Origin of the sequence: Micromonospora sp. NPDC049645, assembly GCF_040675155.1 — a bacterium.
GTDB lineage: Bacteria > Actinomycetota > Actinomycetes > Mycobacteriales > Micromonosporaceae > Micromonospora.
On record NZ_JBFAOI010000026.1, the window covers coordinates 1 to 26,893 of the forward strand.

16 protein-coding genes are annotated in these 26,893 nt (G+C 67.3%); 4 read left to right on the forward strand and 12 right to left on the reverse strand.

Translation table 11 applies throughout. From position 1 onward, the window contains the following. Positions 1-428 precede the first annotated feature (428 nt). The 9 genes from AB0J33_RS30010 to AB0J33_RS30050 form a co-directional block, all read right to left on the reverse strand. The gene (locus tag AB0J33_RS30010; RefSeq protein WP_363618310.1) at positions 429-1,316 is read right to left on the reverse strand and encodes a site-specific integrase; all 888 of its coding nucleotides are present in this window, start codon (positions 1,314-1,316) and stop codon (positions 429-431) included. A 697-nt stretch (positions 1,317-2,013) separates the two neighbouring features. Then, positions 2,014-2,412: a hypothetical protein gene (locus AB0J33_RS30015; protein ID WP_363618312.1), complete on the reverse strand. Its 399-nt coding sequence runs from the start codon at positions 2,410-2,412 to the stop codon at positions 2,014-2,016. Between the two features lie 5 nt (positions 2,413-2,417). Then, entirely contained in the window at positions 2,418-2,573 is a 156-nt protein-coding gene (locus AB0J33_RS30020) for a hypothetical protein (RefSeq protein ID WP_363618314.1), read from the reverse strand. Between the two features lie 188 nt (positions 2,574-2,761). Further along, positions 2,762-3,553, reverse strand: a complete 792-nt coding sequence (locus AB0J33_RS30025) for a hypothetical protein (protein WP_363618316.1) — start codon at positions 3,551-3,553, stop codon at positions 2,762-2,764. Continuing rightward, on the reverse strand, positions 3,550-4,875 hold the full coding sequence (locus AB0J33_RS30030; RefSeq protein WP_363618318.1) for a hypothetical protein: 1,326 nt from the start codon (positions 4,873-4,875) through the stop codon (positions 3,550-3,552). The genes AB0J33_RS30025 and AB0J33_RS30030 overlap by 4 nt, the downstream gene beginning before the upstream one ends. Then, on the reverse strand, positions 4,865-5,647 hold the full coding sequence (locus AB0J33_RS30035) for an ATP-binding protein (RefSeq protein ID WP_363618320.1): 783 nt from the start codon (positions 5,645-5,647) through the stop codon (positions 4,865-4,867). Before AB0J33_RS30035 ends, AB0J33_RS30030 begins: the two co-directional genes overlap by 11 nt. After that, on the reverse strand, positions 5,641-7,293 hold the full coding sequence (locus AB0J33_RS30040) for a Mu transposase C-terminal domain-containing protein (protein ID WP_363618323.1): 1,653 nt from the start codon (positions 7,291-7,293) through the stop codon (positions 5,641-5,643). The genes AB0J33_RS30035 and AB0J33_RS30040 overlap by 7 nt, the downstream gene beginning before the upstream one ends. Positions 7,294-8,146: 853 nt before the next feature. Next, positions 8,147-9,331: a hypothetical protein gene (locus AB0J33_RS30045; RefSeq protein ID WP_363618325.1), complete on the reverse strand. Its 1,185-nt coding sequence runs from the start codon at positions 9,329-9,331 to the stop codon at positions 8,147-8,149. Between the two features lie 438 nt (positions 9,332-9,769). After that, positions 9,770-11,860, reverse strand: a complete 2,091-nt coding sequence (locus AB0J33_RS30050) for a P-loop NTPase fold protein (RefSeq protein WP_363618327.1) — start codon at positions 11,858-11,860, stop codon at positions 9,770-9,772. 624 nt (positions 11,861-12,484) lie between these two features. Between AB0J33_RS30050 and AB0J33_RS30055 the strand changes: the two genes are divergently transcribed. Further along, on the forward strand, positions 12,485-14,164 hold the full coding sequence (locus AB0J33_RS30055) for a hypothetical protein (protein WP_363618329.1): 1,680 nt from the start codon (positions 12,485-12,487) through the stop codon (positions 14,162-14,164). Beyond that, entirely contained in the window at positions 14,161-15,867 is a 1,707-nt protein-coding gene (locus AB0J33_RS30060) for a UvrD-helicase domain-containing protein (protein ID WP_363618331.1), read from the forward strand. The genes AB0J33_RS30055 and AB0J33_RS30060 overlap by 4 nt, the downstream gene beginning before the upstream one ends. Positions 15,868-15,914: 47 nt before the next feature. On the opposite strand, the gene AB0J33_RS30065 is transcribed toward AB0J33_RS30060, so the two are convergent. Further along, a complete protein-coding gene (locus AB0J33_RS30065; protein WP_363618333.1) occupies positions 15,915-17,231 on the reverse strand; it encodes a hypothetical protein in 1,317 nt (438 codons plus the stop codon). Between AB0J33_RS30065 and AB0J33_RS30070 the strand changes: the two genes are divergently transcribed. After that, positions 17,230-18,528: a hypothetical protein gene (locus AB0J33_RS30070; RefSeq protein WP_363618335.1), complete on the forward strand. Its 1,299-nt coding sequence runs from the start codon at positions 17,230-17,232 to the stop codon at positions 18,526-18,528. The two genes, AB0J33_RS30065 and AB0J33_RS30070, sit on opposite strands and share 2 nt — an antisense overlap. Before the next feature lie 158 nt (positions 18,529-18,686). After that, positions 18,687-19,199, forward strand: coding sequence for a hypothetical protein (locus AB0J33_RS30075; RefSeq protein ID WP_363618337.1), 513 nt, complete (start codon positions 18,687-18,689; stop codon positions 19,197-19,199). A gap of 484 nt (positions 19,200-19,683) precedes the next feature. Here the strand turns inward: AB0J33_RS30075 and AB0J33_RS30080 are convergent, their stop codons facing one another. After that, complete coding sequence (locus AB0J33_RS30080; RefSeq protein WP_363618339.1) at positions 19,684-20,439, reverse strand: hypothetical protein; 756 nt, start codon at positions 20,437-20,439, stop codon at positions 19,684-19,686. Continuing rightward, positions 20,360-26,620: a hypothetical protein gene (locus AB0J33_RS30085; protein WP_363618341.1), complete on the reverse strand. Its 6,261-nt coding sequence runs from the start codon at positions 26,618-26,620 to the stop codon at positions 20,360-20,362. The genes AB0J33_RS30080 and AB0J33_RS30085 overlap by 80 nt, the downstream gene beginning before the upstream one ends. Positions 26,621-26,893 lie beyond the last annotated feature (273 nt).

Genomic DNA, 26,893 nt, shown 5'->3' on the forward strand with positions numbered 1-26,893 from the left:
GCTGTTGAACGACATGTGAACTTCAGTAAGAACGACATTGTTCTTCAGTGGCTGTGCCACCGGCGGCACAGGCGCTGATCTCGCATCCCACCTTTGGAGATCACGAAAAACGGCGAAGCAGCTTTCCAGCAACCCGCCACCTTGCGGCAGTCACCCCAGGTGCGGGCCTAGATCAACTGCCTAGCGTTGTTTTGGTCTGGAATCTACGGACGGCCCATCACCGTAAGCCGCGCAATGCTGAGAAGCTGGTTCCGCTCCATGGTCTACCTAAACCCGAACGGCAATATGGGCGCGCACTTAAGAGCACCGGGCGGGCCGCGCTAAAACCCGCCGGTGTGCGCTCAGCCCTGGCCGCTGGCTGGCCGGTCGCCGGCGGGCTCCGCGCCTGCGACCCGGAGTTCGCTGCGCCCGAGGCACGCATTGCCAGGTCACGCCGTACGGTTCTCGCTGGCGTCGGCTGGTTCGGCTGGCTTTGCCCGTCGGGATGCCCGGCGCCTGCCCAGCACGTGGGCGGGGTCGCGGTCGAGGTTGTGCCGATCGCGGTCGTAGCGGCGGGTGGTGCGCACGTCGGCATGGCCCATCGCATCCTGCACGTCCTCCAGCGGCACCCCCGCAGCGCGGGCCGAGGTGGCGAACGCGTGCCGCAGCGAGTGCGGCGACAAGCGGTTGGCCGAGGCGATACCTGCGGCCGAGGCCAGGCGACGGAGCCAGGTGAACACGTTGGGCTCGGCAAGCCGGCCCAGATGCCCGACGGAGCTGGTGGTGGCGAACAGTGGGCCGCTCAGCGCGTCGATGGTGCTCCCGGCATGGGCCGCGCGGGCGGCGAGGTAGTCATCGAGTGCCTCCAGAGTGTGTGCGGGCAGGGGGCGCTCCCGCTGCTGGGTGCCCTTGCCAATGAACTTCAGCGTGCGCTGACCCGCGTTGTAGCTCAAATCGGTTACATCACGGTCGAGGGCCTCGCTGATGCGCAACCCGAGGTCACCGAGCAGCCGCAGCAGTGCCCGGTCGCGCAGCGCCGCCAAGTGCCGGGCGTTCCGAACCGGCGTCGGCGCGGCCTGCCAGCGCTTGGTGCGGTCGGCGGCCTCGTCGTCGGTTTGGGCAAGCAGCAGGTCGACTTCGTCGAGGGTGAGTCCGGCGGTGGTGGACGTGTGGGCGTTGACCTTGGGTCGTTTCACCGCGACGACCGGGTTGCAGGCAAACTGGCCGTCGGTGTTGGCCACCAGATGGGTGTACCAACTGGACACCGAGGCCAGGGCGCGGGCGACGGTGCTGGGCTTGGCGGCACGGCTGCCGGTGCCGCCCAGCTCGCGCCACACCTTGAACTGGGCTAGGTTGGTGGGCCGGGCAGTGAGTGGGTCCAGGCGTTCGCGGAGGCACCAGTCCAGGTAGGTGGAGAGGTCTCGGCGGTGCGCGATCGCGGTGTGCCGGGAGCGGCCCCACGCATCAAGGTTCCAGGAGACGGTGAGCCGGCGGATGCTGTACCGAGTGCCGTCGTCGGGGGGCAGTGCGGGCAAGCCGGCCGCCCACGTGGCGATTTGCCGGGTCGCGGTGGCCAGGGTGCCGGACGGCCCGGGGCCCGGGCCGTCCGGCACAGGCATGGCGGCTTGGGCGGTCACTGTTTATCTCCGGGGATGACCTGCAGCCGTGGGGTGGGCACCGGGAGCCCGAGACCCTCGAAGGCAGTCCGGTCGAGGTGGAGCTGGCGCTGGTCCGCTCCGTCGAGGCAGCGCTGGAGCAGGTCCCGGCCAGGCCAGGACCTGCTCACCGATCGAGTCGGTGAGGATCTGCAGCAGGTCGACGTGGCGCAGCTGGCTCCACGAGCGGCTGGTGTAGACGTGCCCGCACAGCGCGGACTCGGGCTGGCTGAGCTCGTGCTCGGCCCACAGCGCTGCGAGCGCGCTGTCGTCGTCGATTCGTAGCGTGGTCGCGTGCAGGAGGACACGGCACGCACGCGTCGACCCGAGGGCAGGAAGCCGTCCATTAGGTGCACTCGGCCGGTTACGACTGCCCTCATCACCGCGTGGCCCGGCGAGTCGTCCACCAGCCGGGGTCAAATCCCTGCGCGACTGCCTCGATCGCAGCGAGGTGGTCGTCGGCGTGCGGGGGCGCGAGCAGAAACGCGGCGGTGTCGTTGGTGCCGATGGTCGACCGGATGGCGCCGGGATGCCGGTTACCCCAGCCCGGCAGCTGGCACATGGCGGCCTCGTCCTCGGCCGTCTCTGGATCGCTGTGCACGACAGTCAGGTGCCGGTACCCGCGGGTAGCGAGCTCGTAGGCGGGCAGGCGGGTCTCCGCGATCCGGTCGGCGGCTGCCCGGGCCGCTGGGCCACTGATGGGCTGGCCGTTGACGAGGTAGCGGGACAGGAACTCGGCGAGCTGGTCTCGGTCGCCGTCGGGACTGGCGGATGTCATGCCGGTCAGGCCTCCTTGGTAGGGACGATGACGACGTCGCCGAGAGCGGCGCCCAAGCGATCCAGGTGGTGCGTGACCCACAGCAGTTCCACAGCGGTGAGAACGACATTGTTCTTCAGTGGCTCCACCGGGGTGAGGTGGTCACTTGATGCTCCAGCCATGCGGTGACTGCGGAGTCGGTCGGCTGATCATGGGGTGAACTCCGCGGGTGCGGCGGCGCGTAGTTTGCGTAGATCGAGGATGTGGCTCTAGAGGGCGCCGGGGCTGAGGCCGAGGAGCCGGGCAATGGAGGCGACGCCGGCGTCGGGATTGGGCAGTAGGTCGCGGGCTGCGCGGATCAGGTCGGGATTCATAACGGTGGGGAGTCGGCTTTCGTTCCGATCCCACCAGTATCAACCGACGGAGCGTCTTCGGGTGGGTACCGGTACTGAGTGATGCCGAGGCTGAATTTGACGTCGGGGTGTAGCTCGACCGGGTGGAAACTGCCCAGGTCCGAGGCCTCGATGCTGTGCACGACGAGCTGGTAGTCGAGGGCCTCGTCGACCAGGTCTGCATCCTCGTGAAGGCGGTAGCGGCCGGGCGTGTAGGGGTCGCTGAGCTGGTGGATCAGGTGCAGGACGTATGGGTCGGGGCCGAGGCCGTGGGCGTGTAGCAGTCGGTTGAGTCGTTGGCGAGCGGCGTGGTCGAGGGTTCGGGGCGCGACATCGAGGGTGAGGGTGTCGCCGGTGTTGGTCAGGCGGGTGCCGCCGCCGGGCCGGACGCGGGTGGTGAGCTGGTCGGCGGCGGCGCGGACGCGGTCGGTGGACCAATCCAGGACGGCGGCGATTTCGCTGAGATGCAGGGGTTGCCCGAGAGCGGCGGAGAGGACGGCGTGTACACAGGCCGTGTCGGGGCGCTCGTGGGGTGCTGCGGGTGCGGGCCAGGTTGGTGGGGTGGTGAGCCAGTCGGGCCAGGGCAGGTCGAGGCGTTCGGCGAGGGTGCGTAGCAATGCGCCGGGCAGATGGTTGAGCGCTTCGGGTCCGGGCAGGGCGCGGATGCGCGCCGCGGGGATGCCCAGCAGGTCGGCGAGCTCCTCGCTGGTCAGGCCGTGGTCGCGGGCGCGGATGAGGAGGTCGGCGCCGAAAGTGACGGGTTGGGTCATAGGTGGCCCGGCCGTGGTGCGAGTTCGGCTAGGACGCACAGATCGAGGCCGCGGTGACGCATCCAAGGGGTGGCGTGGCCGCGGAGATAGGCGCGGCTGCGCCGATACCAGGGGGTGGGTAGGGCGGCGAGCCGTAGGCGTCGCAGGGTGCGTTCGGTGAGGTTGTCGGCGTCGCGCCATTGGCCGGTGAACAGGGCGGTGTCGGGTGGTGCGGTGCCGGTGGGGTCGACGAAGTGCCGGTGGGCGCGCAGGATGGCGTGCGCGCAGACGGGCAAGGGGACGCTGCCGTAGTCGGTGTGCAGTTGGCTGCCGTCCGGTTCGATGGTGCTCAGCGCATCCGATTGGGGCCGGGCCGGGATGAAGGAGCCATCCAGCGGGTTGACCAGCTGGAGCACGGCGGCGGCCGCCGCGGAGGTGGACACGGCGCGGTTGAGAGCCACGGCGACCTCGGGAGTGAGACGGCATCCGAGGTCGCCACCGAATGGCGCGGCGGTGCGGGGTTCGTGGTGCAGCAGTAGCCCGAGGCGGAAGAGCGAGGCTTGGGCGGCGCGTAGCCGCAGCAGCGCGTCGGCGGGGTGCGCGGCGGTGTAGAGCAGGTCGGCGAGTTGGACGCTGAGCCCGGCGGTGAGTGTGCGGGTCGCGGCGATGACGCGCTGCGGGTCGGGCCGGTGGGTGGCGGCAAACACCTCGGTGCGGTTCAGCCAGCCGCGGATGGTGTCGAAGGTGTGCCGCCAGGCATCGTCGACGAGAGCAGCCTGGGCGGCGGGAAGGCGGCGTTGGCAGGCGTAGCGGAAGGTCAGGAACCCGGTGTGCGGGAGGATGACCGGTGGGATGTGCGGCGCCGCGGTGGCGGGTTGTGGCCCTGCGGCGGGCTCGGCGAGCGTAATGGTGAGCAGCTGCTGGGGACGCTGCCGGACGGCGTGGGCGAGGCCGGCGAGTGCCGGCGCGTCGTGGGCCGGGGAGGCGTCGATGAACCAGAGGTGAGCGCCACTGGCGGCCGCGAGGCTGATCAGGTGGGTGATTAGGTGCGCGGGCAGGGTGTGAGCGCGGTCGACGACGAGGTGGTCGATCTGATGGCCGACCGTCCAGGCTTGGGCCAGCGGCCACCACTGCCTTTGGGCGGCGCGGGGTTGCGGCTCGACCTGTTTGCCCAGCGCGGCGAGCACGGCCAGGGCGAGCATGGCGGGGCTGGTGGTGCCGGGAACCGGCCGTACGACCAGCGCCGCGCGGTCGGGACGGTCGACGCGGGCGAGAAGGTCGCGGGTGGCAGGGGTGTCGTGCGGGTCGCGTACGACGGTGACCCAGGGCCGGTCAGCTGGCATCGCTGGTCCCGGAGTGCAGGGCGAAGGCGTTATCGACGATCTCAATGTCGAGGCTGGTGCGTCGGGCACGGCGGGCCAACAGGTGGGCAGTGGAGGAGAACAGCGCCCAGTTGCGCCAGATGCCGTGAGCGAATTTGTCGTCGACGTAGTGCAGCAGTTCGTCGTCAACCTCTGCGTAGAGCCGGTGGTAGGAGCGCATGACCTGCGGCACCTCGGCGCGGCTCATCGGACTAAAGGTCTGCCGGCGCCAGACCCGCGAGCGCAGCATCGGCTGGCGGGAGAGCACTTCCCAGCAGCCGTTGCCGCCGACGTAGAGCAGCCCGAAGCGGGTGTCGTCGTGGTCGTGCAGGTAGCGCAGCAGCTCGATGCATTCCTCGGGGAGCCGTTGCGCTTCGTCAACGACGATCAGCCGAGGGGCGCGTGCCATTTCGCGGACCAGGGCCGCGGTCAGGTAGAAGCGGTTGGCCTGCCGGGCCGGTGGCGTGCCGGTGAGAGTTTGCAGCAGAAGGTCGGCCAGCAGCCGCATGGTGGGCCGGGACGGGAACGTGATGGTGGCGACCTCGATCCGCTCTGCCGCACGGGTTCGGGCGGCCAACGCCGCGATGCAGGTGCGCGTGGCGAAGGTCTTGCCGAGTCCGGCCAGGCCGTGGATGACGCCGACCGCCTGGTGATCGGCGGTGTCGGTGATGACGTGCCGGGCCAACTGCAGCGCGGGGGTGGAGATCCGGCGGGCGCCGGGCGGTCCGGCCTCGGGCGGGCGGCGGGTCACCACGGCATGGCCCCATCTTGGTCGTCGGTAATCAAGTCGTCCAGGGCGACGGGGTCGTCCAGCGGCGCCGCCGGGCCGATACCGAGCAGGCTGGTCGAGGCCGGCCGGCGCAACAGCTGCCCACCGCCGGCGGGCAGCCGGCCGGCCAGGGCCGCGACGTCGACGGGGCTGACCAGCTTCGACTCGATCACCGGGTCGCCGCTGCTGCCGAGGGCGGCCAACCGGCGGCGGCCACGGCGGCGGGCAGTGCGCTTGTCGGCGGCCGCTGCCCGTTCCGCGACGCGGGCGGCGGCGTAGAACTGCTCGGCCTGCTCGTCGGATAGGGCATTGTCCGGGTAGCAGGTGGTCAGGTAGTCGCCGTCGAGGTAGACGTGGACGGACCGGTCGTCGTGCGGCATGTACCGCAGCCGGACTTTCTGCCCGCGCCGTTCGCGGATGAGCCCTGCCGGGCACACGTAGACCAGGTTGCGGAAGTGGATCCCGTCGGCGCCGATGGTCCGTCCGACGTCGGCCAGCAGCAGGTGCCGCAGCTCGTCCTCGGGGATCAGCCGCAGGGGCGTCGGGTCCTGCTCCCATGCTGCGGCAGGGGTACGCCCGCCGATGCCGGTGTGGGCGTGCTCTCGGTTGTACCAGGTCACCCAGGCGGCGAACTGGTCGACGAACACACTCCATCGCATCGGCAGCGTCTCGGCAGGGGCGCCGGCCGCCGCGGCGGCCTCGTATCCGGCCCGGGCCGGGCTGCGGTCGTCGACGGGGCCGGCGAGGCGACCGGACAGCTCGCGCGGTCCTTCGGTGAAGCCGGGCAGCATTGACAGCAGCAGCTGGTCGGTGCTGCGGTTGACCCGCTCGATCTTGCCTTTGGCGTTGGGGTGGTACGCGGGCATCACTGTTACCTCGACGCCGAGGGCGTTCATGGCGTCGCGTACGGAGTCGGCGGCGAACTCCAGGCCGCGGTCCAGCCGCAGCATCCCCGGCACGCCACGGGCAGGCCCCGCGTCGTCGGGCAGCATGCCCATGCGTAGCGCGGTCAGCACTGTTCCCGCGTGCGGGGTGAGCGCGATCGCCCAGCCGACGATGACGCGGGTGGCGTCGTCGATGAACATCGTCACCCATGGCGTTGTCGCCGGGCCACGCGGCGGCAGCACCAGAACTGGCAGGTTCTTGTGGTCGCCTTCCCAGACCTGGTTGCGGTGCGACGCGGCCCGGCGCAGGTAGACGAGCTTCGCCCGCCGGGCCCGGTCACCACCGGCTGCGGCGGCGGCCTGCGCTGGGGTGAGCTCGGCGGCGAACGCCCGCTGCAGCGTGCGCAGGGAAACCGGCGCGGCGTTGGCCCAGCCGGAAACGAACTCGTCCGGGATCGACACTGCGGCCGCCGTGGTGCGCCCGGCCAGCACCGCTGTTCGGGCCCGGTGCACCGCGGCCACGTTGCCGCGGAAGTCGACGTACGCGGCCCGGTCGGTGTCTGAGAGCCGGAACCGCGTCTCGTCGCTCCGCTCGACGGCGGCCAGACGCAGCCACACCGCGCGCTCGGTCACACTGAGCCCGGCGGCCACCAGCCGGACCATCGCCGTGGTGCGCTGCCCCGCCGCATGCGCCTCTCGCAGTTGGTGCAGGGCGGCGCTCCACTGTTCCGCATTCGGGCGTGCCACGATCCGCCCTCCCTGCACCACGTGAAGGATCGCCGATCCGGAAGATCACACCGGCTTAATCGAACGATGTCAAGCCCGCTCCACGCCACGCGCTGGGCGCACCGCTGCTCACCCCGCAGGCTTCGATTGCCAGTCCCGTGGTGGTGGCAGCGGGGCTGGCTGCCCGGCATGTGCCGCTTGTGGTCGTGCCGCGCCCACCGGCGGGCTAAGAGAGCATGGGCGACGGAGACCGCGGACGGGTGGACCATGCGGCCGGAAGATCCAAGCAAGCTGCTGCACGAGGGCTGGTGAAGTGAGACCAAAGTGCCGGCGGGAGCAACCGACTCCTGCTAGCCTCAAAGCCGCAGGAGGCCCTAAGGGTTCCCGCGCCCGCCTTGGGGCCCGCTCATGCGGGCCCTTCGTGCATCTGCCGCCGTGACAGGAAGATGCTCCTGTGTGCGCCGCCGCGCTTTTCGGTGGTGCCGGACAGTCCAATGCAGTCCGGCACTGCACGGGCGAGCAGGTCGAACAATGCGACGAACCGCCCCGGACTTGTAGAGACGACCACAGGCCGACGTTGATGGGGGCCTGGCCAGGGTGAGGAGCTGAGTTGGCTGTGCGATGTTGTCCTCACTGGCCGGCATCCTCGATACAGCCGGCCAGGTTAGTGGAACCGTCCTGCCGCCCGCCGTCGAGGGATTCTCGGCGCTTCTTGGTTGGCCGTTCGGGCTTGCGCCCGTCCTACTCCGAATGGCGAAGCAGACACCGGCATCATAATCAGTAGATACACGGTCACCGTGCAATGATGCCACTCTCCCGCTTTCCGGACCGCCTTCACCAGCAACTTCGTCAGGGTGCTGCGTGAGCGCACCCGTCAAGCGGGCTCGGTGGGGCGCAAGCTCGCGGGCAGGTCAGCAGCGACTAGTTCGGCCAATTGGTGCAGGAACGGCGGCAGCAGCACCGGCAATAGTTCGAACTGGCCATCGGGCACCATCGCCCTCAGCCGGCTCATTCCGGTGGCCATGAACAGCAGCATCGCCGAGGTGCTCGCCCGGGCTCTCGTGGACGGCGCAGGCTCGAGCAGGGCCTGGCGCAGCAGCAGCCGGTTAAGGCCAAACGTAATGCCGAAGAACCACTGCTTCAGGCCCGGACACTCAGGTGGAGGCTGGCCGGCGGCCAGCGCGTCGAGCTCTGCCTCGACGGCGTCGCACAACGAAAGCGCCCAGCGGTGCATACGATCGGCGGCCTGCCAGCTGGCCCGCAGCTGCGCGAGGGACGCTTCGGCGACGACCCGCTCAAAATCATTGCGTGCGTCATCAGCCGGTAGCAGAGTCAAGCCGTGGCCGTCGTTGATGTCGGCGAGCTGCGTGCCCTCCTCGGGATACTCGAGCATGGAGGCAACCGGAACGGTCGCACCGGGCGGAGCCAGGGCCCGCGAGACGGCAGCGATGCCCATGTCGGACAGCTCGCTGGTGCCGCCCAGGACGCCGGAGATCGCCGTAGTGAGGAGGTCCCGGTTGGTGTACGGCTCGGTCTCGTAGGCGCCCTTATCGAACGGGGCCAGTTCGGGCAGTGCGAAGGGGATGCCGGCAGCGGCGATGCGGCCGTCGATGTCGCGGATGCGCTGAGGCAGCAGCGTGCTCTTGCCACTGTGCTTAGCGGCGAGCTCCTGCGCGGTGTCGGCGATCCAGTCGCTGCGGTCGGCATCCTCTACCGGTTCCCGTAGGGCTTTCAGTCGGAAGTCGGTGACCGCAGCAAGCCACGCCGTGCGCACGGCCGGCTCCGGGATCGGCAGGCCGGCCCCGAACGCTTCCAGGGCGAGGTCGCCGGGGCGGCGGCCCGGGCGGGCGTGAGCGCTGAGCCACACCACCAGATCGACCGATTCGGCCGGGACAGTGGAGACGCTCCCCCGACCTTGCCCGGCGCCATGCTGCTCGTTGCGGGGCAGCAGGCCCGCCGCACGCCACCGTTCGAACTGGGTGGGAGTGGGTGCCGCGCCACGCGCGCCGGCGGCGGCCATCAGCGCAGTATCGGCTGCGCTCGGCTGTTTGCGGACCATGACCAGCGACCGTACCGAGTGCGGACGACTTTTGGAGCCCCGCGAGCTTGCCGAGGGCCGCATCGTTGCGGGCTGGTGTGCTGATTTCCTGTCCGAGGCGATGAGCCTCTCGTCCACAAGGAGTGAATAGGTCCATGACCAGCACACGCAGCTCATCGGCGCCTGGCCCAGGCGGACCGCGTCGGTGGACCACGATCGCCGCGGCCGCAGGTGCCGCAGCCGCCGGGGTACTGGCCGCGCACAGCACGCCGTGGGCGGTCGGTGTCGGCACCGCAACGGGCCTGTTCGTCGCAATCCGCGAGGTCCTTCAGCATTGAGTTCCTAGCCGCGGCGGGGATGCATGACCGGGTGCGCCGGGTGGCTAGTGCCGTGACCAGAAACGTTGGCGGGATGGGTATACGTCGGGCGGGTCCGCTACGGGGGCCCGGCCTGGCGGATTCACGGCTCTGGTTCTCGCCAATCGAGGCGCTCCAACGCCTCGGTCGCTACCCGCCGCCGATTCGGCCAGGTCGTGTCATGCCGGTCGATGTCGTCGACCGTCAACGACTCGGGCACCTCCCCTTCTCTGGGAACGATCCGGCTGAAGCGTTGCGCCTGGAAAGAGCCGATCTGCCATCCGCGGGAGCCGCCCACAAGCTGCTGCACGGAAACAAAGCGGGACGCCAGATCTTCCCGGGTCCAGTCCCCTCTCGACAACGATGCACGCACGTCAGCGACGAGCCGGTCCAGCAGGCCGGCTTCTTCGACCAGCTCCACCATCGACATGATGAGATCGCCCTCGTCGGCGGCGTCTCGAGCACGGAGGTTCTCCAGCACTAGGGCCATCACACGGTCAGCCACCGCGGGCAGTAGTGCATCAAGTCCGGGCGCCTGATGCCCCCGATCACGATCACGGGCCATCCAGCCAGTCGCTACTGTGACCGCGTTGATTCCGGCGAGGCTGACCAGTTCGTCCACCACACGCGCTGGCTCGTCGACGCCGTCTTGAAGCAGCGCGGCGATCCAGCCGATCGCATCGGCACGGCGGTTGCCGATCAGCACGGCGGCGTCAGGGAGACGGGGCACCAAGCCGGCTGCGAAGACGGCCAGGCGGACCCTGCCCTGGGCGGGTTGAGCTATCGCCAGTGGCGCGGCCTTCAACAGGCCACTTCGGGCACGGTCATCGTTGTCGCCGGTGAGGATCGCGGCCAGCTCGGCACCGGCCGGCCCTTCTTCTCCGCTGGCGATCTCGCGCACCGCCTGTCGAACGAGTCCGTCAGCGACATCGTCCTGAGGGATGCCGAGGGCGAAGTAACGATCGAAGTAGTCAGGATTGCCCACGCGGCGCGACTGAGCGTTGCCGCCTACACGCACACGAGTGGTGTCCATGGCGGGAAAGATGTCACCCAGCACGGTCTCCACGGGCGCAGTCAGCTCGTCCGGAACGCCCGCCTTGCTCAGGCGATCGGCCCAGTCGGGCTTCTGCCTCGCTGCTGGCGCTACCATCGCTGTCCAGTCCAGGGCGCCGGTCAGGTCACTGCGCCAGTCCGGCAGTCGGTCGTAGAGTTGCGGAAAGTGCAGCCGTAGGTGCAGCAGCACCAGCATGTCGGCAACGTCGATTTCGTCCCGCTCGATGAGAGGCAGGTACGCCCGCGCCTGGGCAAGGTAGCGCTGCACCGACCGTACCGTCTTCAAGTTCCGTGCAATCAAATCGCGATATGCGATGCCGAAGCGCTCGGTCCCCTCGTTGTCCAGTTCGTGTCCTGACTCCCGCACCGCCTCGATCAGGCCCGCGTTAAGCATGCGGTCCAGCTGCGCGCGTTGTGCCGGGGGAATCGGCAACGGGTATTGCACGATCTTCTCCAGGAACTCCAGCGCCCGTTGCCGTTTCGAGCCAACCAGGGCGGAGGCGCTGACAACGTCGATGACGGTGTCCTGGTCGTAGGCGAGCAGGTAGTGCACTCCAGGGAACCGGCCCAGCAGTCGGACGGCCTTGAGCAGCGTGGTCAGTTCACCGGCGTCAAGGCGGTCGATGTCGTCGGCTACCACCAGTACCGGGGTACCAAGCTGCTGCAGCTGCTGACACGTCTCGTCGAATCGGATCTGCCACGGCTTCTCCTGGGTGAACCGGCCGAGGCCGGCCTCCGCGGCCCCGGCGGCGGCATCGCCCGCGTACGGCAGAAATTTCAACAATGCGGGCACCGCGACCTGCGCACAGTCCAGCAGCGCCTTCTTCGCCTTGGCTCCGTTACCTTCCTCGGGCAGTGCAGACGCGATGGTCGCGAAGAACTCGGCCAACAGGCCGGAGATGTCGGAGGCCGCCCAGGGGGTGAACCGGACGACCTTCCAGGGGGCGGGCAACTCCTTCTCGATCAGGTTGATGAGCGACGTCTTACCGCTGCCCCACGGGCCGACCAGCCCGAACACGGTGCTGCGTTCCGCCGCTCCCGCGTCGCGGATGAGGTGTGCCGTCCTCGCGACGAAGCGTGTGCGGTCCAGGAGATCGTCATTGGTACCGCCGATGGGGTCATCGGCCCAGTACTGCGCCACAGGGATCCTTCCGGGGTGGTCGATGGTCAGAGATGTCCAACGATTCGGGCCCGCTCCGGTGACGGGCGAACCCGATAATCGCCAGAAGCCTCGCCACGCGGACCGCTCTGGCGCCGCGGCGACACGGCGACGTCGCTGTACTGGCACCCGCCCTGGCCGCTGCAGTGGAATGCGACGGTGACCCGCCTGGTCACGGCACTAGACGACGGCGGTTGCGGTCAGCGGAACAGCCGACCGGGCGCTCGCCGTGAGATCACGGTTCGTGCTCGCTGGCGGCGCGGGGCCGGCGGTTGTTCCTTGGCCGGAAAGAAGGGCGTCACCGCTGGGTCGGAATGTTCGAACGCCGTCTGGACCCACCGCCAGTCCAGGTCCGCGATTGCGGAGCGGGTGACGAGGTGCTTTGCCGAGGCCGGCGGGACCGCCAGGATGATCTTCGACGCACCGGCGTGTAGCTCTGCCCGCCCAGCTGACGGCTCCAGCATCATGAGCGGCGTGCGGATTACGCGAGTACTGATCAACAGTTTCCGTGGTTGGGCAAATCTGGACCTACGGCCGCGAGGCCACGTCCTGCTTGCGGGTGTGCCCCGCTCTGGGCGCAGCGATATCATCGCTGCACTGAGACGGGTGCTTGATCCAGACGGGCCCCGAGCGCCCCGTCCATCCGATATTCATCAGCGCACGGTCCCGATCGAGGTGCCCGACGGCGGAGATCGGGAAGGTCTCCCGGTCGAGGAGGTAATCACCAGAGCCGACTGCGCGGAAGTCGAGGTCACGCTCACAGATCTGGACCCGGATTTGCAGCAGCTATTCGACGGGTTCCTTGAGCCACTAGACCCAGCCGGCCACGCGAATGAGGCCGATGACGCTGATTCGTCCGCCCCACAGTGCGTGCGACTGACCTACCGGCTGAGCTACGACGCGGACGCCGATGTGACTGAGGCGTTCATTTACTTCCCCGTCCGCAGCGACCCGGCCATGAGTCAATACAGTCGCCTGCCGGCGGCGACACGCCGTGCGCTGCCGGTCATCAATCTGAACTCGGCTCAACCGCTCCAGCTACGGTCCGGCGGCGCCCTGCGCCGCATTCTCGACGCCCGCGACCCAGACGCCGCCATCGCCGCTTTCACGACGCTCAGCGACGCAGTCGGTGCCGCCGTGGCCGGTCTGTCAGCCGACAGCGCGATGGCAGGCACGGTAAGCCAAGTACTCGAGACGGGCGGAGCAGGCACTAGGCTCGGCGACACGGCCGTGACCGCCGCCGACATCGGCTTCTTCGCTGAAGACGGCACGGTGGCCGCGTTGCTGCGGACACTGCAGCCGGCCCTTCGGCTGGACCAAGCCGGCCCGCTGGCTTTGAGCAGCCACGGCAGCTCAACCACGGCGGTGCTCTCCGCGGCCGAGGCGATGCTGCTGGCCAACCTACCTGGAGCAGTCATTCTCGCCGACGACTTCGGTGATCAACTCGACGCCGCCGCAGCCCAGCACCTCACCGCGCTGCTGCGCGCCCGGTCCGGGCAACTGTGGCTGTCAACGAGACGGCCCGAGGCAGCGCGGGCGTTCGAGCCGGTCGAGTTGGTCCGCCTGGTGCGGCACGACGGCGTACGGGCGCACCATCAGCTGGACAGAATCACCGACCGCAAGGCACTCTCCGCGATGAGGCAGCTGCACACGCAACTGCTCACCGCGATGTCCGCACCGACCGTCGCCATCACCGAAGGACCCCACGACGTCGCCGTCTACAGCATGGTGGACCGCCGCTACCCGCCCGACCGGTTGCCGTTGTCGGCGCACGGCGTGCGCCTCGTCGCCGCCGGCACTGGACAGGACGGCGGGATCGACCAGATCCCGCGAGTTGCAGACCTGGCCCGCAAGCTCGGCTTCCGGGTCATCGCCGTGATAGACAAGGACAAGGACAGCGCGCAAGCCGCCACGCAGGTAGCGCGCATCGAGGCTGCCTGCGACAACGTGATCCGGCTCCCTCCGGGGGCCATCGAGCGCGCGATGCTCGCTGGCATCAGCATGGACGCGATCGTCGCGGCGAGCGCCACCCTCACGGAGTACGGCATCCCCGACCCGGTCGACGGTCGCACTGGCGAGGCGGCGGTCACTGAGCTGTGCAAGGTTGTACACAAGCAGGGCCTGCATGAGCAGCTATTGGAGTCCCTCTACGCCGAAACGGGCGCCCATCCGCCTCTCATCCAAACCGTTCTGGCCCTCATCGCGGCACTGGCGACCACCCCGCCCAGCGAAAACAAGCTGACCGACCTAACCGACATCGCACGACCCGTGGCGGCCATCTCATGACCTACGAGCCCCGAGGCACCCAGTACGACGTCATCACCAGCTCGGCGCCCGTGATCGTGGTCCGCGGCGGAGCGGGCACCGGCAAGACCACCACCGCTGTAGCCGCTGCGCGCGCCTACCTGGAGATGGCCGACCGCCATCTGCTCGAGACTCGTCGCCTAGCGGCGATCGCGGACCAACGAACCCGGCTGGCAGCGCCCCAGCGGGTCCTATTCTTGTCGTTCTCGCGTACCGCGGTCACGCAGATCATCGACCGCGCGGGTTCGATCATCGGACCGTACGGACCGCGGCTGGAGGTCGCAACGTTCGACGGCTTCGCCTGGCGCATCGTCACCAGCTTCGGCCCCTATCACGGTTACCCGCCGCCGCTTTCGGTCCTGAGCGTCGCCAACGCGCGTGTGCCCGGCGCCCCACCAGGGCTGACATACGACGAACTGCTCCCGGCCGCCATGAAACTTCTGGCCCTCCCCAGGATCGCCGAGCACTACAACGGCCGGTACGGCATGATCATTTGCGACGAGTTCCAAGACACCGACGTCGAAGAGTGGGCGTTCCTGCGGACGATTGCACCTTCAGCCCGACTGATCCTGCTCGGCGATCTCCATCAATGCATCTATGACGGGTTCAAACACGTAGACCCGAACTCGCGGATCTCCGACGCACTCGCGTTGCCCGGCGCGATCGAGATCGAGCTGCCACCGGCAAGCTTCCGGGATCCCACCGGCGTGCTGCCCGCTGCGGCCGAGGCAGCGCGCGAGCGCCGATTCGACGACCCAGCCATCGCCTACGCGGCGAAAGCCGGGCGCCTGTCAATCACCCGCACTACCTCTGCCACGGGCTACGCAGAGGTCATCGATCTCGCGCGCAACGCCCGACTGCAGGGGCACACCGTCAGCATCTTCACGCACACCAATGCGGCCACGACGGAACTCTCCGACGCCATGCGCCAGGCCGGGCTTAACCACGAACAGGTCGGCCTCACCGAGGCGTATGGCGAGGCCCTCCCGGCGCAGCTCGCCCTGATTCAATATGCGCTCGGCGACGACGCGGCGCCGATCCGCCGCGCCCTCGCCGTGTACATCACGGCAAACCACCGCGGTAAGTACCTGCCTGCACTTGCCGAGCAACTACTGAGCGGTACGAATCCTCAGCTGGAGCATGCTTTGTCCGGGTTGTGCCAGGACCTGCGGGCTGGAGCGGGTTCAGCACCCGACCTCGCCGACCTGTCCGGCGTTATCGCCGGGGCGTACCGCCGGGTCGGTACCTTCCGAGGGCAGGAGACCTGGACGCAAGCGGCGGAACGAACCCGCAATGCCCTTCGGGGGGCCAACCTCGACCACGGAATGGCGGGCATCGAGGCGCAGCTACTTCGGCTGCGCGACGAATCGCTGGTCGGTGGGCTTAGCCCACGCCGGCACTCGATTCAGGCAATGAATCTCCACCAGACCAAGGGACGCGAGGCCGACACCACCATCCTCCTGCTTCGCCCAGACGAGTGGTACGGCTACGAACAAGATCCGTATCCGAACGGGTCGCGGTTGCTCTACGTGGTCATGACACGTGCCCGACAACGAGCCCACCTGGTGGTGCCAAGCGCAGCGCACCCATTGTGGCAGCCGCTCGTCGATGCCTGCGATTCCTCCCGAACCGGCACACGGCTGCACCCCCAACGAACGGGTGTGGCTGAGCCGGAATTCACGTAATGACTCCCTCCGACGACTGCCGGGTTGCTGCATGACCGCCGCGGTGCTCAGCCGGCGTAGCGGGCGGCGAGCCGGTCGAAGAAGACGTCGAGCCGGCGGGCCGTGTCCGGGCCGTCGGCGAGCTCGGCGCCGCCGAAGCGATAGACCTCATAGCCGGTCAGGCGCAGCTCGCGGTCCTCGGCCATCATCTCGGCGTACAGGCGCGGGTTGGCGTATCGCCGCTTGTTGGCCAGCACCTTTTCATCGGCGTAATGCTGCACGCCGTCACACTCGATCACGACCCGGACCCGGTGCGGCAGCAGCATCAGGAAGTCCATCCGCTGACGTGGCAACGGCGCCGTGCCGGGCGAGTGGTAGCTGCGCACATGCGGGTCGTAGTGCAAGTAGACCTGTGGGATCAGCGCCGGGATGTCCGGGCCCAGGCGCAGGGACCGGTCGGTGTAGGCGCGCAGAACCCGCCGTTCGGCGTCGTTATCGCCAAGCGACCGGTCCAGCCGCCGGCACAAGCTGAGGAAGACGTCCCGCGCCGGGGCGCCGGTCATGCCTTCCCGATCGGCCCACCACCCGGTTAATTCGGTCCACGTGAGCCCTTGCGCGGGCAGCGGGCGGTCGTACATCAGGCAGTTCTGCGCGTTGCGAGTGATGCGCAGGTCGTTGTTGAGCGCGTCGACGAGCACGATTTCGGGCTTAGGGCCGATCGCGGCGAAGATCAGGTTCTTCATGGTGCCGCGGACGCCGGAGCCGATCCGGCGCGGGGCGAACACCGGGGCACCGCTGATGTCGTCGACCTGGATCAGCTCATAGCCGTCGTGCACAAGCACGCCGTTGAGGAACTCGCGCAGCCGCTCGACCTCGGCCGGGTCAGTGCGCACGGCAGGGTGCAGCATCTCGGCGAGGAAGCGCAGCAACTTGTCGTCACTGTCGGCCAGGCCGAACCGTGGGTCTTCGAAGATCCAGTCGTCGTCCCAGTCCTCGTTCATCACGCGGTGCTGGACGATGTCCTGGAACGCGGTGGTGTACCGAGGGTCGTGGCTGGGCAGCTCGTTGAGGTCGTAGAGCCGGGCCAGGAAATCGGTCTCCGAGAGGGCGCCGCTCCAGAAGGTGTGCGCCGGCGTTAGGAACTCTCGGAGCCCGTTCGGCACGCTGCCGCGCAGCCAGCCGAGGCCCTCGAGGATTCGGCGTCGGGTGACCTCGGTGATGTATCCGGCGATGGGGACCTCCGGTGACGGCGTCGAAGCGGGAGTCGCCGGTGGGCGGCCCTGCAAGTGTCTTACCGCCGCCGCTGAGTGCTGTCCAATCCCGACCGTGGCGTCTCCAAACCTCGGCGGAGTCGTGTCGGAGCAGTCTCTTACAGTGACAGCCATGTCAATCGCCGGACCCGCCTCCGACCGGTTCTGGAGTCAGCAGCGGACCACCCTGTCGGAGCTGCTGCTGCGCGTGGGCAACCAGCGCGCAGCGCGACTGCTATCGCTCGTGCCGGCCGCGGAACTCGGCGACGGAGACCCGTGGGAGCCGGTTCAAGTGGTGCTTCTGGTACGGCCAATCTTCCTGGACCTATTCCGCCCGGCAGACCTGGGAGCGATCGCTGGGCAGATGAACGAACTCAAGAGCTGGGACTCCAGCACTGGCCACCATGTCACCGTGGCGCCACTACTGGCAGACCCGTTCACCCGTGCCCCGCTGGCCAGCACTGGGACCAGCGCTATGCAGTTGCGCGACGCGATTGCCGAGGCGCTGTACGCCGTCAAGTCATACGACCTCCCCGAGGTTTGCCGGGCCTTCGGGCTCGCTGATGGTGATGTCGATGAGGCCCACGCGAGCAAGCGCAGTTACGTGCGCAGTCGGATCCAGGACTACAGCAAGGATCAGCTGCTCGAACTCGGCAGCCGGGTGGTGGAGGAGCACTACCTTCCAGAGCTGTGGGGGCTATTGCAAGTGCTCGGAGCCCGCCGAAGTGGGGTGCTCACCCCCTTCCGAAATTTGATCTTCGCCTCTGACGGTCCGAAACCCGAACTGGTGCTCGCCGACGCGGTCAGCAACACCATCGAGATCGTCAAGAATGAGGACTTCTGCCTGGTGTTCGACCGGCCTCTCGGTGAGGCTGGGCTCACCTGGGCAGAAGTCGTCGCCTGGTGGGCCGAGACTCATGCGCCCGCGGCAGGGAGCGAGCGCGCTGCCGCGAACCAGTTGCATGCCCGTCTTCTTCGGTCGCTTGATGCTGGCCGCCCGGCGTCGGCGGAGCCCGGACCGGAACGGCAGATGTTCCTGGCTTACACAGAGCTAGTCAAGCAGCACGGCTTCCAACTGCCAGCGCTGATCCCGCAGGTCTATCTGCACTACGACCCCTACAGCCGCCAACACCGTCGCGCCGCAGGACCGTTGCCACGCCAACGTATGGACTTTCTAATGCTGCTGCGCGGGCGCCGCCGGCTCGTGATCGAGATCGATGGAAAGCAGCACTATGCCGAGGGCGATCGGGCGAGCCCGCGGCTGTATGCGGAGATGATGCGCGAGGACCGGGCACTCCGGTTAGACGGCTACGAGGTCTATCGGTTCGGGGGCCACGAGTTCCGCGACGTACAGCAGGCGCGGACCGACATTCGGGCCTTCTTTGGTCGCATCCTCGCCAGCCACGGCTACCTCGAGGAATCCTCCGTCTAGCACCCCAAGCGTCTTCGCGGCAAGGTTCGCCATCACATCGCTCTCCACCCCTGTGCCCAGTACCTCGGCCATAGCCCGACCTGCCGTCTGCACCACCGCCTGCTGGCAACGCGCGCTTACTCATCGCCAGTCCCGTCGGCCGCATAGGGTGATGATTGATGAGCGTGAACGACGCGGACCAGCCGGGCCCCGAACAGCTCGAAGCGGTGCGCCAACTCGTGGCACGGGCCAGTGAGGTAGGTCGGGTTTCCGGACGTCAGCCCTGGCGGGAAGTGGTCGTCTGGCTCACTCGAGGGCGGTGGGGCCGCCGAGCCGGGTGGCCGGTCGTGCCGGTATTGACAAAGCCCTGGCAGGACACGATCTCCGCTGAGCGGCACGGCTGGCGCACCCGCGCCGCCAATCTGGATGATGACTTTGCGTTCGCCGTCGACTATCGAATTTGCCACCGCTGCCGAATCGGGTGGGTCGAGCAGCCGTATACCCACCCCCGATACCGGCGGCACGGCCTGGCCAGCGCCGGCTTCGCCGCCCTCCGCGCCGAGCATGCTGGGCTGTCCTGGCACACTCTCGGCGGCCATTTCCGCAGCTCACAACCATTTTGGGCCACAGTAGGGGCGGGGGTGCCCGGCGGCTACCACCAACGCGGCCCCTGCCCCCACCTCGAGCGTTGACGCTGACGTGCGGCGGCGGGGCGGTCGCCGCAGCGACTTGATCGTGGTCGAGAACGAGCTGAACTGCCCAACAACGACCGCCCGTTCCGCCGTCGTGGCTCCCTCTGCCCGTTCTGCTCAGCTGGTGGGCCGGCCAGCAAAGCTTCGCTGTGCTACCTCGTGGCCAACACTGACGGCCGAACCAACCCCGGGCCAGTTTCCGGCGACCCCGGGCTGACAGGGAACCTCCACCCGCCGGCTGAACCGACCAGATCAACGCAGTGCTCGATGCCGCCGATGCCGAGGCAGAGACACTGGCCGAAGCGATGGTGGCTAGCCCCTGCCCCGATCCCCCTCGCCCGCCACGTCGCGGCGCTGCTAGCGAGAAACCGTCCGGGTGCTGGCCGATCTCGGCTTGCTCATCGGCGAGGTGCTCGGCCTAGACGTCGACGCGCTCAGGTGCAACCGCAGACCCGGACGGTCGTTGGGTCCCAGCAGCCTCCCACTATCGCCTAGACACCTGGCTGTCTCTGACGGATTCATCCACTACTTCAAGAGCGGCGCCGCAGGCAGTGGCCAGTGCTTCAAGGGCTTGGACGGCAGTGGGTGCGGCCACTTCGTCCATAGATTCGCCCAGTTCGTCCGCAGATTCGTCCGGCGCGTCGTCCACGCCGGCGTAACGCAGACGCCTCAGCACTCCCACCAGCCCAGACTCCTCGTCCTGGATGTGCTTGGCCAGGTCGATCCACTTGGCCTCCTTGTGCGACGCCACGCCAGCTGCGCTGGCAATCAACTCGCGTACCGCGTCACGGGCAGCATCCTCGATTTCGAGGGCCGCCTTTAGCAGAGCGTTGATCTCGAGCTGATCTGCCTTGGGCGCCGTGTCGGGGCTGAAGGTGCGCAGGAAGCTCCACGGGGGGTTGTCCGGATCGAGGCTGGCGAGAGCGCGGTACACGGGCTCGAAGCTCGCCATGGGGCGCTGAGGGTTCCGGAAGCTGTGGCGGTGGCTCCACAGGCGCATGATCTCGGCGGCACACTCGTGCTGGAGCGTGTCACGGTCTGGGCCGTCAGCGGTCTCGGCGCGATCGATCAGATCGGCGATATAGTGCGCCATCCATCGGCCGAGCGTGTCGTTCGAGTCTAGCGAGTCCGCGAGTTCCCGCCCGAGCGCGACGACGTCGTCATAGCTCGATGAACCCAAGCCGCCGGTCGAAGACGAGTACCTTGAAATGGGGACCGAGGTCGCGGGATCCTGGCTCATCTGACTCGAACCTGTCGTCCTGGGCGCCGCGCTTGCGCCGCTCGATGGTCACTTCGAAGATCACGCTCATGTTTGTCGCGTCCGCGAGCCGGCGCAGACTGTCGAGGCTTGTTGTCAGCCGCTGCCCTTGGCTGCCACTGGCGTGTCCCGGCATGTCCTTCATGTCAGACCAGACACTCGAGTTCATGATCTCTTCGCCGTCGCGGGACCAGACTCGCTGATCAGGGTCGGCAGTGATACCGAGCCAATGGCATGCCTGAGCAAATGGCCTTGGTCCCGGAAAGCTAACTCCCCCGGCTTGCGGGTCTCGTTCGTCGAGGCGACTGATCAGGTCGTGGTCTTGAATCCACCCAACGAGCCGGTAGCCATCGACGTCCAGTTCGAAGTCACTGCCTGCGGTGGGGATCCTGTAATTCCAGCAGCTCTCGGACGTCTGCCAGGCGGCCAACAGGTGCACGGCACGATCGGGTTCGACCAGGGCACTGTTGACGGTGATCTTCTCCGTCGCGCGGTCGTGCGTTTGCATCGACCATTCCCAAACCGTGATCATGCCCAGCTCGATGTCGAAGATCCTGTCGAGCAACTCCTCTCGCCGTACCTCTTCGGCCCACGCACTATCGCGATATACGTCATCTAGGAGTGTGACCTGGTCCGGAGGCACGGGGTCGCGACGATCAGCTAGCCATCGGCCGTCGGGGCGAGTCGGCCGGAACCTTTGGAGCCAGCTAGCGAAGTCGTCGTCGATGCCGTCGGGATCCACATGGACGGGTGTCGTGTCGATCAGATGCCCTGCGACGGTCATGAGGGCGTGGAAGCTCAAGTAGAAGTCGAGGTCGTGAACGGTCGGCATGTCGCTTTTGTAGTAATAAGTCCGATCGTCTCGCAGTATCCTCCGGGCGTTGCGCTGATCTTGGGCGCGCCCATCGGAGACCTTGTGGGCCCAGGATCTGGTGATTACATCACTGACCCGGCAGGTGACGTCTTCGAGTGGCAGTCCGAAGCACCGGGCTAGCGGCTCGATCCAGTGCTCCTCAAAGTCGAAGTGAAATCGGTAGCCGTCTTCCTGCCGATTGCGCGAACGCTGGCCCCAGGATGCTCGCACCGCACGGCCACTCACGACACCGACTGGACCGTGCAACCCGGCCAGGCGGTCGCGTTCACGACTGTCGAGGCTCACCAGCCCGTCACGGTCGAGCACTGTCAGCACGCGACACGCTGCCTCACGAAGCAAGGCATGAGTGTCCATGCCAAATACCGCGCGCCTGAGTATGGCATCGAACGGGCGGAGCGCCGGCGCGGCGTCAGCGCCGGCCCGTTCAATCGCCAGGAAGAGCCACACAAGAGCGTTCTTGTCGTAGAACATCAGGCGGCCGTCGCTGAACGGCCCGGCTGTGGTTGTGGTGGCCAGGTCGGCGAGGGCTTGCAACTCTGTGGTGGCGCCGAGTCGGCACAGCATGTGGACCGCGTGGGCGGCGCGCCAGCGGACCGATTCGTCGGGATCGGCGAGTGCCGACCAGATGTAGCCGGCTACGCAACGGTGCAGGTCTGCCGGCGCCATCAGATCGCTGGTCCACTGCCCGTCTGCCGTTTCGGCGTCGTTGAGGTAGTCGAGCTCGGCAATCGCTTGGTCGAAGGCCTCTCGTGCCTGTTCGGCGGACAGCCGCGGAGAGAGGCTGTAGACGAGGCCGAAGCAGTCCTGGGCGTCGAGGAAGTCGTTGCGGGCACCCAACTCGACCAATGCCAGGTCGTACAGTTTGTGTGACTGTTGTCCGGCGGCTCGGCTGAGGAGGTCTAGGGGCAGCACGTGATATCTGTATCCGGTAGCTATCCGGTCACAGAAGCGGTGCACCGCGTAAACGGCAAGGTCGCGAGCGCCGTCCATAACGGCTCGCGGCAGGCCTGCGGTACTAGTGAGCCGCTCCAGCAGCAACTGATAGGTGTAGGCGTCGAAGTTGGAGTTATTCCGGACGCCGTTGATCACATGATGCAGGTGACGTGGCGGCGTGGCCAGCACCGCGTCGACGAGGTCGTCGGCGGCAAGGTTGCAGTCCCGCTCGCGGCACATGCGGCGGGCTGTCTCCAGGTCGTCGGGCCTGCTCAGATCGAGCGCTTTCAGGGCAGCGAGGTCGGCGGCCCGCTGGCTCTCGTACTCCGGTACGCGTCCCAGCGACCCGCTATAGACGGAGTGGGACGATCGCTGGTGGGGGGCGTAGATCCGACGCTTGTAGCTGTCTTGGGCGTAGCTTGTGTCTGCGAGGTCAACTGAGAATCGGCGGGCCATCGCCTCGACCTGTTCGAAGTACTCGATTGGATGCCACGCGGTGCGGTCGTAGTTGCTCACGACCTCGAACAGGCGCCCAGGATGGACGTGTCTGGACGACAACGTCTGCTCGAGAACGCTGCGCACATCGAATGTTTTGGCCAGGGGAAGCAGCGCCACCGCACCCAGCGGCATCTGCGTGGCGAGGCCGGTGTCGGCCTCAAGGAGCGCTTGCAGCACACGATCTGCCACGCCGAACCGTCGACTACGCCAGCGAGCGGCGAGCGCGATGGCATCGGACCTGCTGAACCTCGCAACGGTCTGGATGCACTGCTGGTGGTCGGCTGCGTCGTCCAGGTACTCGGCGAGCGCTTCGAATGTCCTGGCCGCCAGGTATGCGCGCTCGCTGTCCTCGCCCGCCTTCGATGCCTGCTGCGCCAGCGCGTTGATCGCGTCCCACCTCTGCATGACGTCGTCACCGATCTTGTCGGCGGTGTCGATCGCACGTCCGAAGAAGGCTCGCGCCTCGTCAGGGCTGGCCGGGCGGATCGCTCTAGCGAGCTCTGTGAACGTGGAGATCTTTTCGCTGGCCTGCGTCCGAGCTTGGGAGATCGACCGGTCGAGCTCTGCCGCCACCGCGAAGACAACCTGGTCCATGTGGTCTACGTATGCGGTGTGGCGGACAACATCGATCAGGGTGGCCCAGGTGAGGAATCTCTGCACCCGTTGCAGCCAGTCGTGGAACTTGATCGTCACGCTGGCGCACTGGCGGCGGCTGAGGATCTGGGCGGACAGCCGCGCTACGACGCGTAGCATCGTCCATGGCGTCTGGTAGTCGCTGACGTTGCGCCTATACGTGTCGTCAGCCAGATGCTCGAGTTCCGCAAGCACGTCGTCGTCCGGCGAACACGCGATCTGGGCCCAGATTCGCGCCCACGGCACGGCTGGGGTGATGTTGCGCGTGAAATCGGACAGTTCGCGAGAATCCTGGTGTCGTTGCTTCTCCATCTCCTTAATCAGATCGGGATGGGCGAGGTCGCGGTCGGTGAAGTCCCGCTTCTCGAGGTAGGCCTTGAGCGCAAACGCTTTCAGCAGAACGTCTGGCGCCGCGGTAGACCGGTCCCCCAGTCCGCGCGGCAAGGAGGCGGGCAGGTACACCCTCAGAATCCGCAGGAGCACCTTCGCATCGGCCAGGTCATGCCTAGCTGCGGCAGTCACGGCAGCGATCGCCGCGTACAGAGAATCGAACTCGCGGCCGTACTCATAGCGCTCCTCGGACACGTCGATGGGCTTCCGACGCCTCCTGAGAGTCGCCAGCACCGTACCCGCGGCGTCCCGGCCAAGGGTGAGGTCGAACCGGCCAGCCTGGTGGAGCACGGCCATCTGAATGAACGCGTTGTCTGCCGCGGCGAGGACGAGCGCGTCGAGCTGCTCGGGGCGACCCACCTCAGCCAACCGAGCGGCGAGGATGAGCCCGGCTCGGTATGCCGCAGTGACGGGCTGCCACCGCTTGAGGTAGGCCACGGCAGCCTGCGGGCCATCAGTATTGACCAAGCCTAGTGCGACCTGAGCGATATCGTCGTCACTAAACTGATGATCTTCTCTGGCGTTTTCAGGCAGCCTGGACCATCCGACCATCCAGTCGAAAGCGCTGCGTAACCGGCTCCGCGCCAGATCACGCTGCCCGGACGCGAAGGAGAGCATGCATCCCTCGTAGCCCAGGTTCGACCCTGGCCAGTCACCGCTCAAGGCGCGACGTGCGATCAGATCATCCAGCGTCTGACCGTCGAGTAGCTCGCCGGCGAGGTGAGTGTTCTCTTTGATCAGGGTCAGCCGGCGAGTGTGTCCCAACGACAGCGACCCGGCCTTCAGTGCCAACCGTGCCGCCTCGGGCTTCATATTGCGCTTCAGCGCGGACTTCAGGGCGAACTGGATACGCTGCTGCTCGATCTCAGCACGTTCGAGGTCGTTCTGTGTCGGCAGACCTGCTCCGTCGATCGCTAACTGGACCAACTCGGTGAGTTGCTCCGCCTCCCACAGCAACTGAGGCAGGGAAGCCGCCGCGTAGCCATGACGGTCAGCCAGCGGCCGAAGCCGCATCAAGAAAGCCGCCAGCGCGGGGCCAGTCGGCCGATGATTCTTTCGGAACCACGTCTCGGTTGGCTCGTCACGGAACTGGACGCTGTCGCCTTCGATAAGCAGCGGCCGCCCAAGGTCGCTGACGAAGCTGTGGATCACTGCCACCGGAAGATGGCACAGCTCTGCGATAACCTGCATCGGCACACGTGGGCGCAAGGCCGCCAACGCCTCGCAGATCATGTCGACCTCGTCGGCCGCCATCACTCGGTCGTAGCGAACCTTCTCGACGGCTTGGCCGATCATGGAGTCAAGCGCAGCCGCAGCATCAACGGCGCCCGGCGCAGCCAGCAACTGGAGGCACTCGCCGATGCTGTTGGCATCGGCGAGCGTCTGGGCCTGCACCCGCGGGTTGCCAAACGTGCGGTGGTGAAACTCCGCCACGTCAGCGTCCGACGCATCTGCAAACCTGGCTAGGAGATGAGCACCGCTCTCTTCTAGCGAGAAGCCCGTCAGCTCGACCTGCACTACGCCAGGCGGTGCTTCTAGTGTCGGGAGGCGCTCAGTACGGGAAAACATGACCAAGCGGGTGTTGCCCGGCAATCCCTTCTCAGCCAGCAGATCGGGTACGAACGACCTGCTGTCGAAGTCCTTCCCGGCCGCGACCGCGTTGTCGGCTGCGTCGACAGCGATGATCAGTAACGCCCCTGGGCTCGCGGCGGCGACTGCGGACGCGCTCCTGTTCAGACGGTCGAGGAAGGCTGCAGCGTAGTCCGCCGCCGTGGCGGTGGGTGCTGGCACCAGCGGCTGGCAGAGACGATGGCCCGCTAGCTCGTTGGCGATCTGCAACACTGCTTGCCGATGTTCGTGGCGCGGCTCGCTCACACGGCGGTACCCGCCCCCGCCGAAGCAGTCATAGGTAATACACGTCGATCCCTCGGGCAGGTACTGCTCGAGGGATGCGGCGAGCACAGACTTACCGACGCCGCCCACCGCGTGGACGATCACCGGGCTGGCAGCGGTGATGATCTGATCAGCAATTTCGCGGTACTGGCGTCTGTCGAGCTGGTTGGCGACCCGGATGAAGCGCGGCGGCGCCGGCAAGAGCTGGTCTTCGGTCGCCCCAAGTGCAGCTAGCACCTCCTCGCGCCTGATGGCACACTCGTCCCCCAGAGAGCTCGCCCGCTGCGCCACGACCTCCTTCAACCGCAGCGCTGCATCGCCTCGCATGCCCGGCAGGTAGTCCGCAACACCTCGTTCGAAGTCTGATCGCAGCATCCGCAGACCCACCTCACGAGTGCCGAAATCGAGACTGCCCGCGAACTCCGCCGCGTCCGCATCATCGGCAATGGCAAGGTAGCCCCGCAGCAACCTCATCTCATCTGCGTGCCGTGCCGGCTGCCTCTGAGCTAGATCCTCTAGTGTCTGGAGGACCTTCTCCCCGACCGGACGGTTCGATACCAACCGGAAGCTGACCTTGCCAACCAAGCCAGCATCGCGAGCCCTAAGAGACATGAACCGCTGACCGAACGCAGTCAAGGTGCGCTTCAGTCCCGACATTGTCCAGGGCTCGGTCTCTCGGACCGTGGAGTGCTTGAGCTGCCGATAGATCACCGCATCTGCATCGTCGGTACTTTCAGAACCGTAGTACTCCGCGATGTCGATGACTTGCTCGCCCGCCGCGATCTGTTCGCCGACCGGAAACTCCCGCAGCGACACACCCTCGATGGCTACGGCGACGAGCGGTGCCCCGGGCATGAGCAGCGCCAGGCACTGGCGTGCCGCCCAGTAGTAGTGGAACTGATCGCCATCGCGGCTGGCTCTAAGCAGATCGGTCTCAGGCATAGCCGAGCCAGACTAGCCGCAAGGAGCGACACGAACACCCATCGGAAGGTCTGCACGGGTCCGCGTCCGTAGGAGCACTACCCGTCCGCCCGGGTCAGCTTCCCTTCCCCTCGTAGGCTGGAGGCCATAGCTTGAGGGATAGACGTTGACGGCTGAGACAAGACGGCAGTTCGATCCAGGTGGGCGTGGTGCGTACCGTGCGTGAGACGGGCAAGTCGACGGTTCGAGTCGCCCGTGACCTTGCAACCAATAGCGCGATCCTGGTCAATTGGG

What these genes read in the sequence shown, in the direction of transcription:
- AB0J33_RS30060 (WP_363618331.1), top strand. Translation starts at nt 14,161, where the DNA reads ATGACCTACGAGCCCCGAGGCACCCAGTACGACGTCATCACCAGCTCG.
- AB0J33_RS30075 (WP_363618337.1), top strand. Translation starts at nt 18,687, where the DNA reads ATGAGCGTGAACGACGCGGACCAGCCGGGCCCCGAACAGCTCGAAGCG.
- AB0J33_RS30065 (WP_363618333.1), bottom strand. Translation starts at nt 17,231, where the DNA reads ATGGCTGTCACTGTAAGAGACTGCTCCGACACGACTCCGCCGAGGTTT.
- AB0J33_RS30030 (WP_363618318.1), bottom strand. Translation starts at nt 4,875, where the DNA reads ATGCCAGCTGACCGGCCCTGGGTCACCGTCGTACGCGACCCGCACGAC.
- AB0J33_RS30045 (WP_363618325.1), bottom strand. Translation starts at nt 9,331, where the DNA reads ATGGTCCGCAAACAGCCGAGCGCAGCCGATACTGCGCTGATGGCCGCC.
- AB0J33_RS30025 (WP_363618316.1), bottom strand. Translation starts at nt 3,553, where the DNA reads ATGACCCAACCCGTCACTTTCGGCGCCGACCTCCTCATCCGCGCCCGC.
- AB0J33_RS30020 (WP_363618314.1), bottom strand. Translation starts at nt 2,573, where the DNA reads ATGGCTGGAGCATCAAGTGACCACCTCACCCCGGTGGAGCCACTGAAG.
- AB0J33_RS30085 (WP_363618341.1), bottom strand. Translation starts at nt 26,620, where the DNA reads ATGCCTGAGACCGATCTGCTTAGAGCCAGCCGCGATGGCGATCAGTTC.
- AB0J33_RS30070 (WP_363618335.1), top strand. Translation starts at nt 17,230, where the DNA reads ATGTCAATCGCCGGACCCGCCTCCGACCGGTTCTGGAGTCAGCAGCGG.
- AB0J33_RS30080 (WP_363618339.1), bottom strand. Translation starts at nt 20,439, where the DNA reads ATGAGCCAGGATCCCGCGACCTCGGTCCCCATTTCAAGGTACTCGTCT.
- AB0J33_RS30015 (WP_363618312.1), bottom strand. Translation starts at nt 2,412, where the DNA reads ATGACATCCGCCAGTCCCGACGGCGACCGAGACCAGCTCGCCGAGTTC.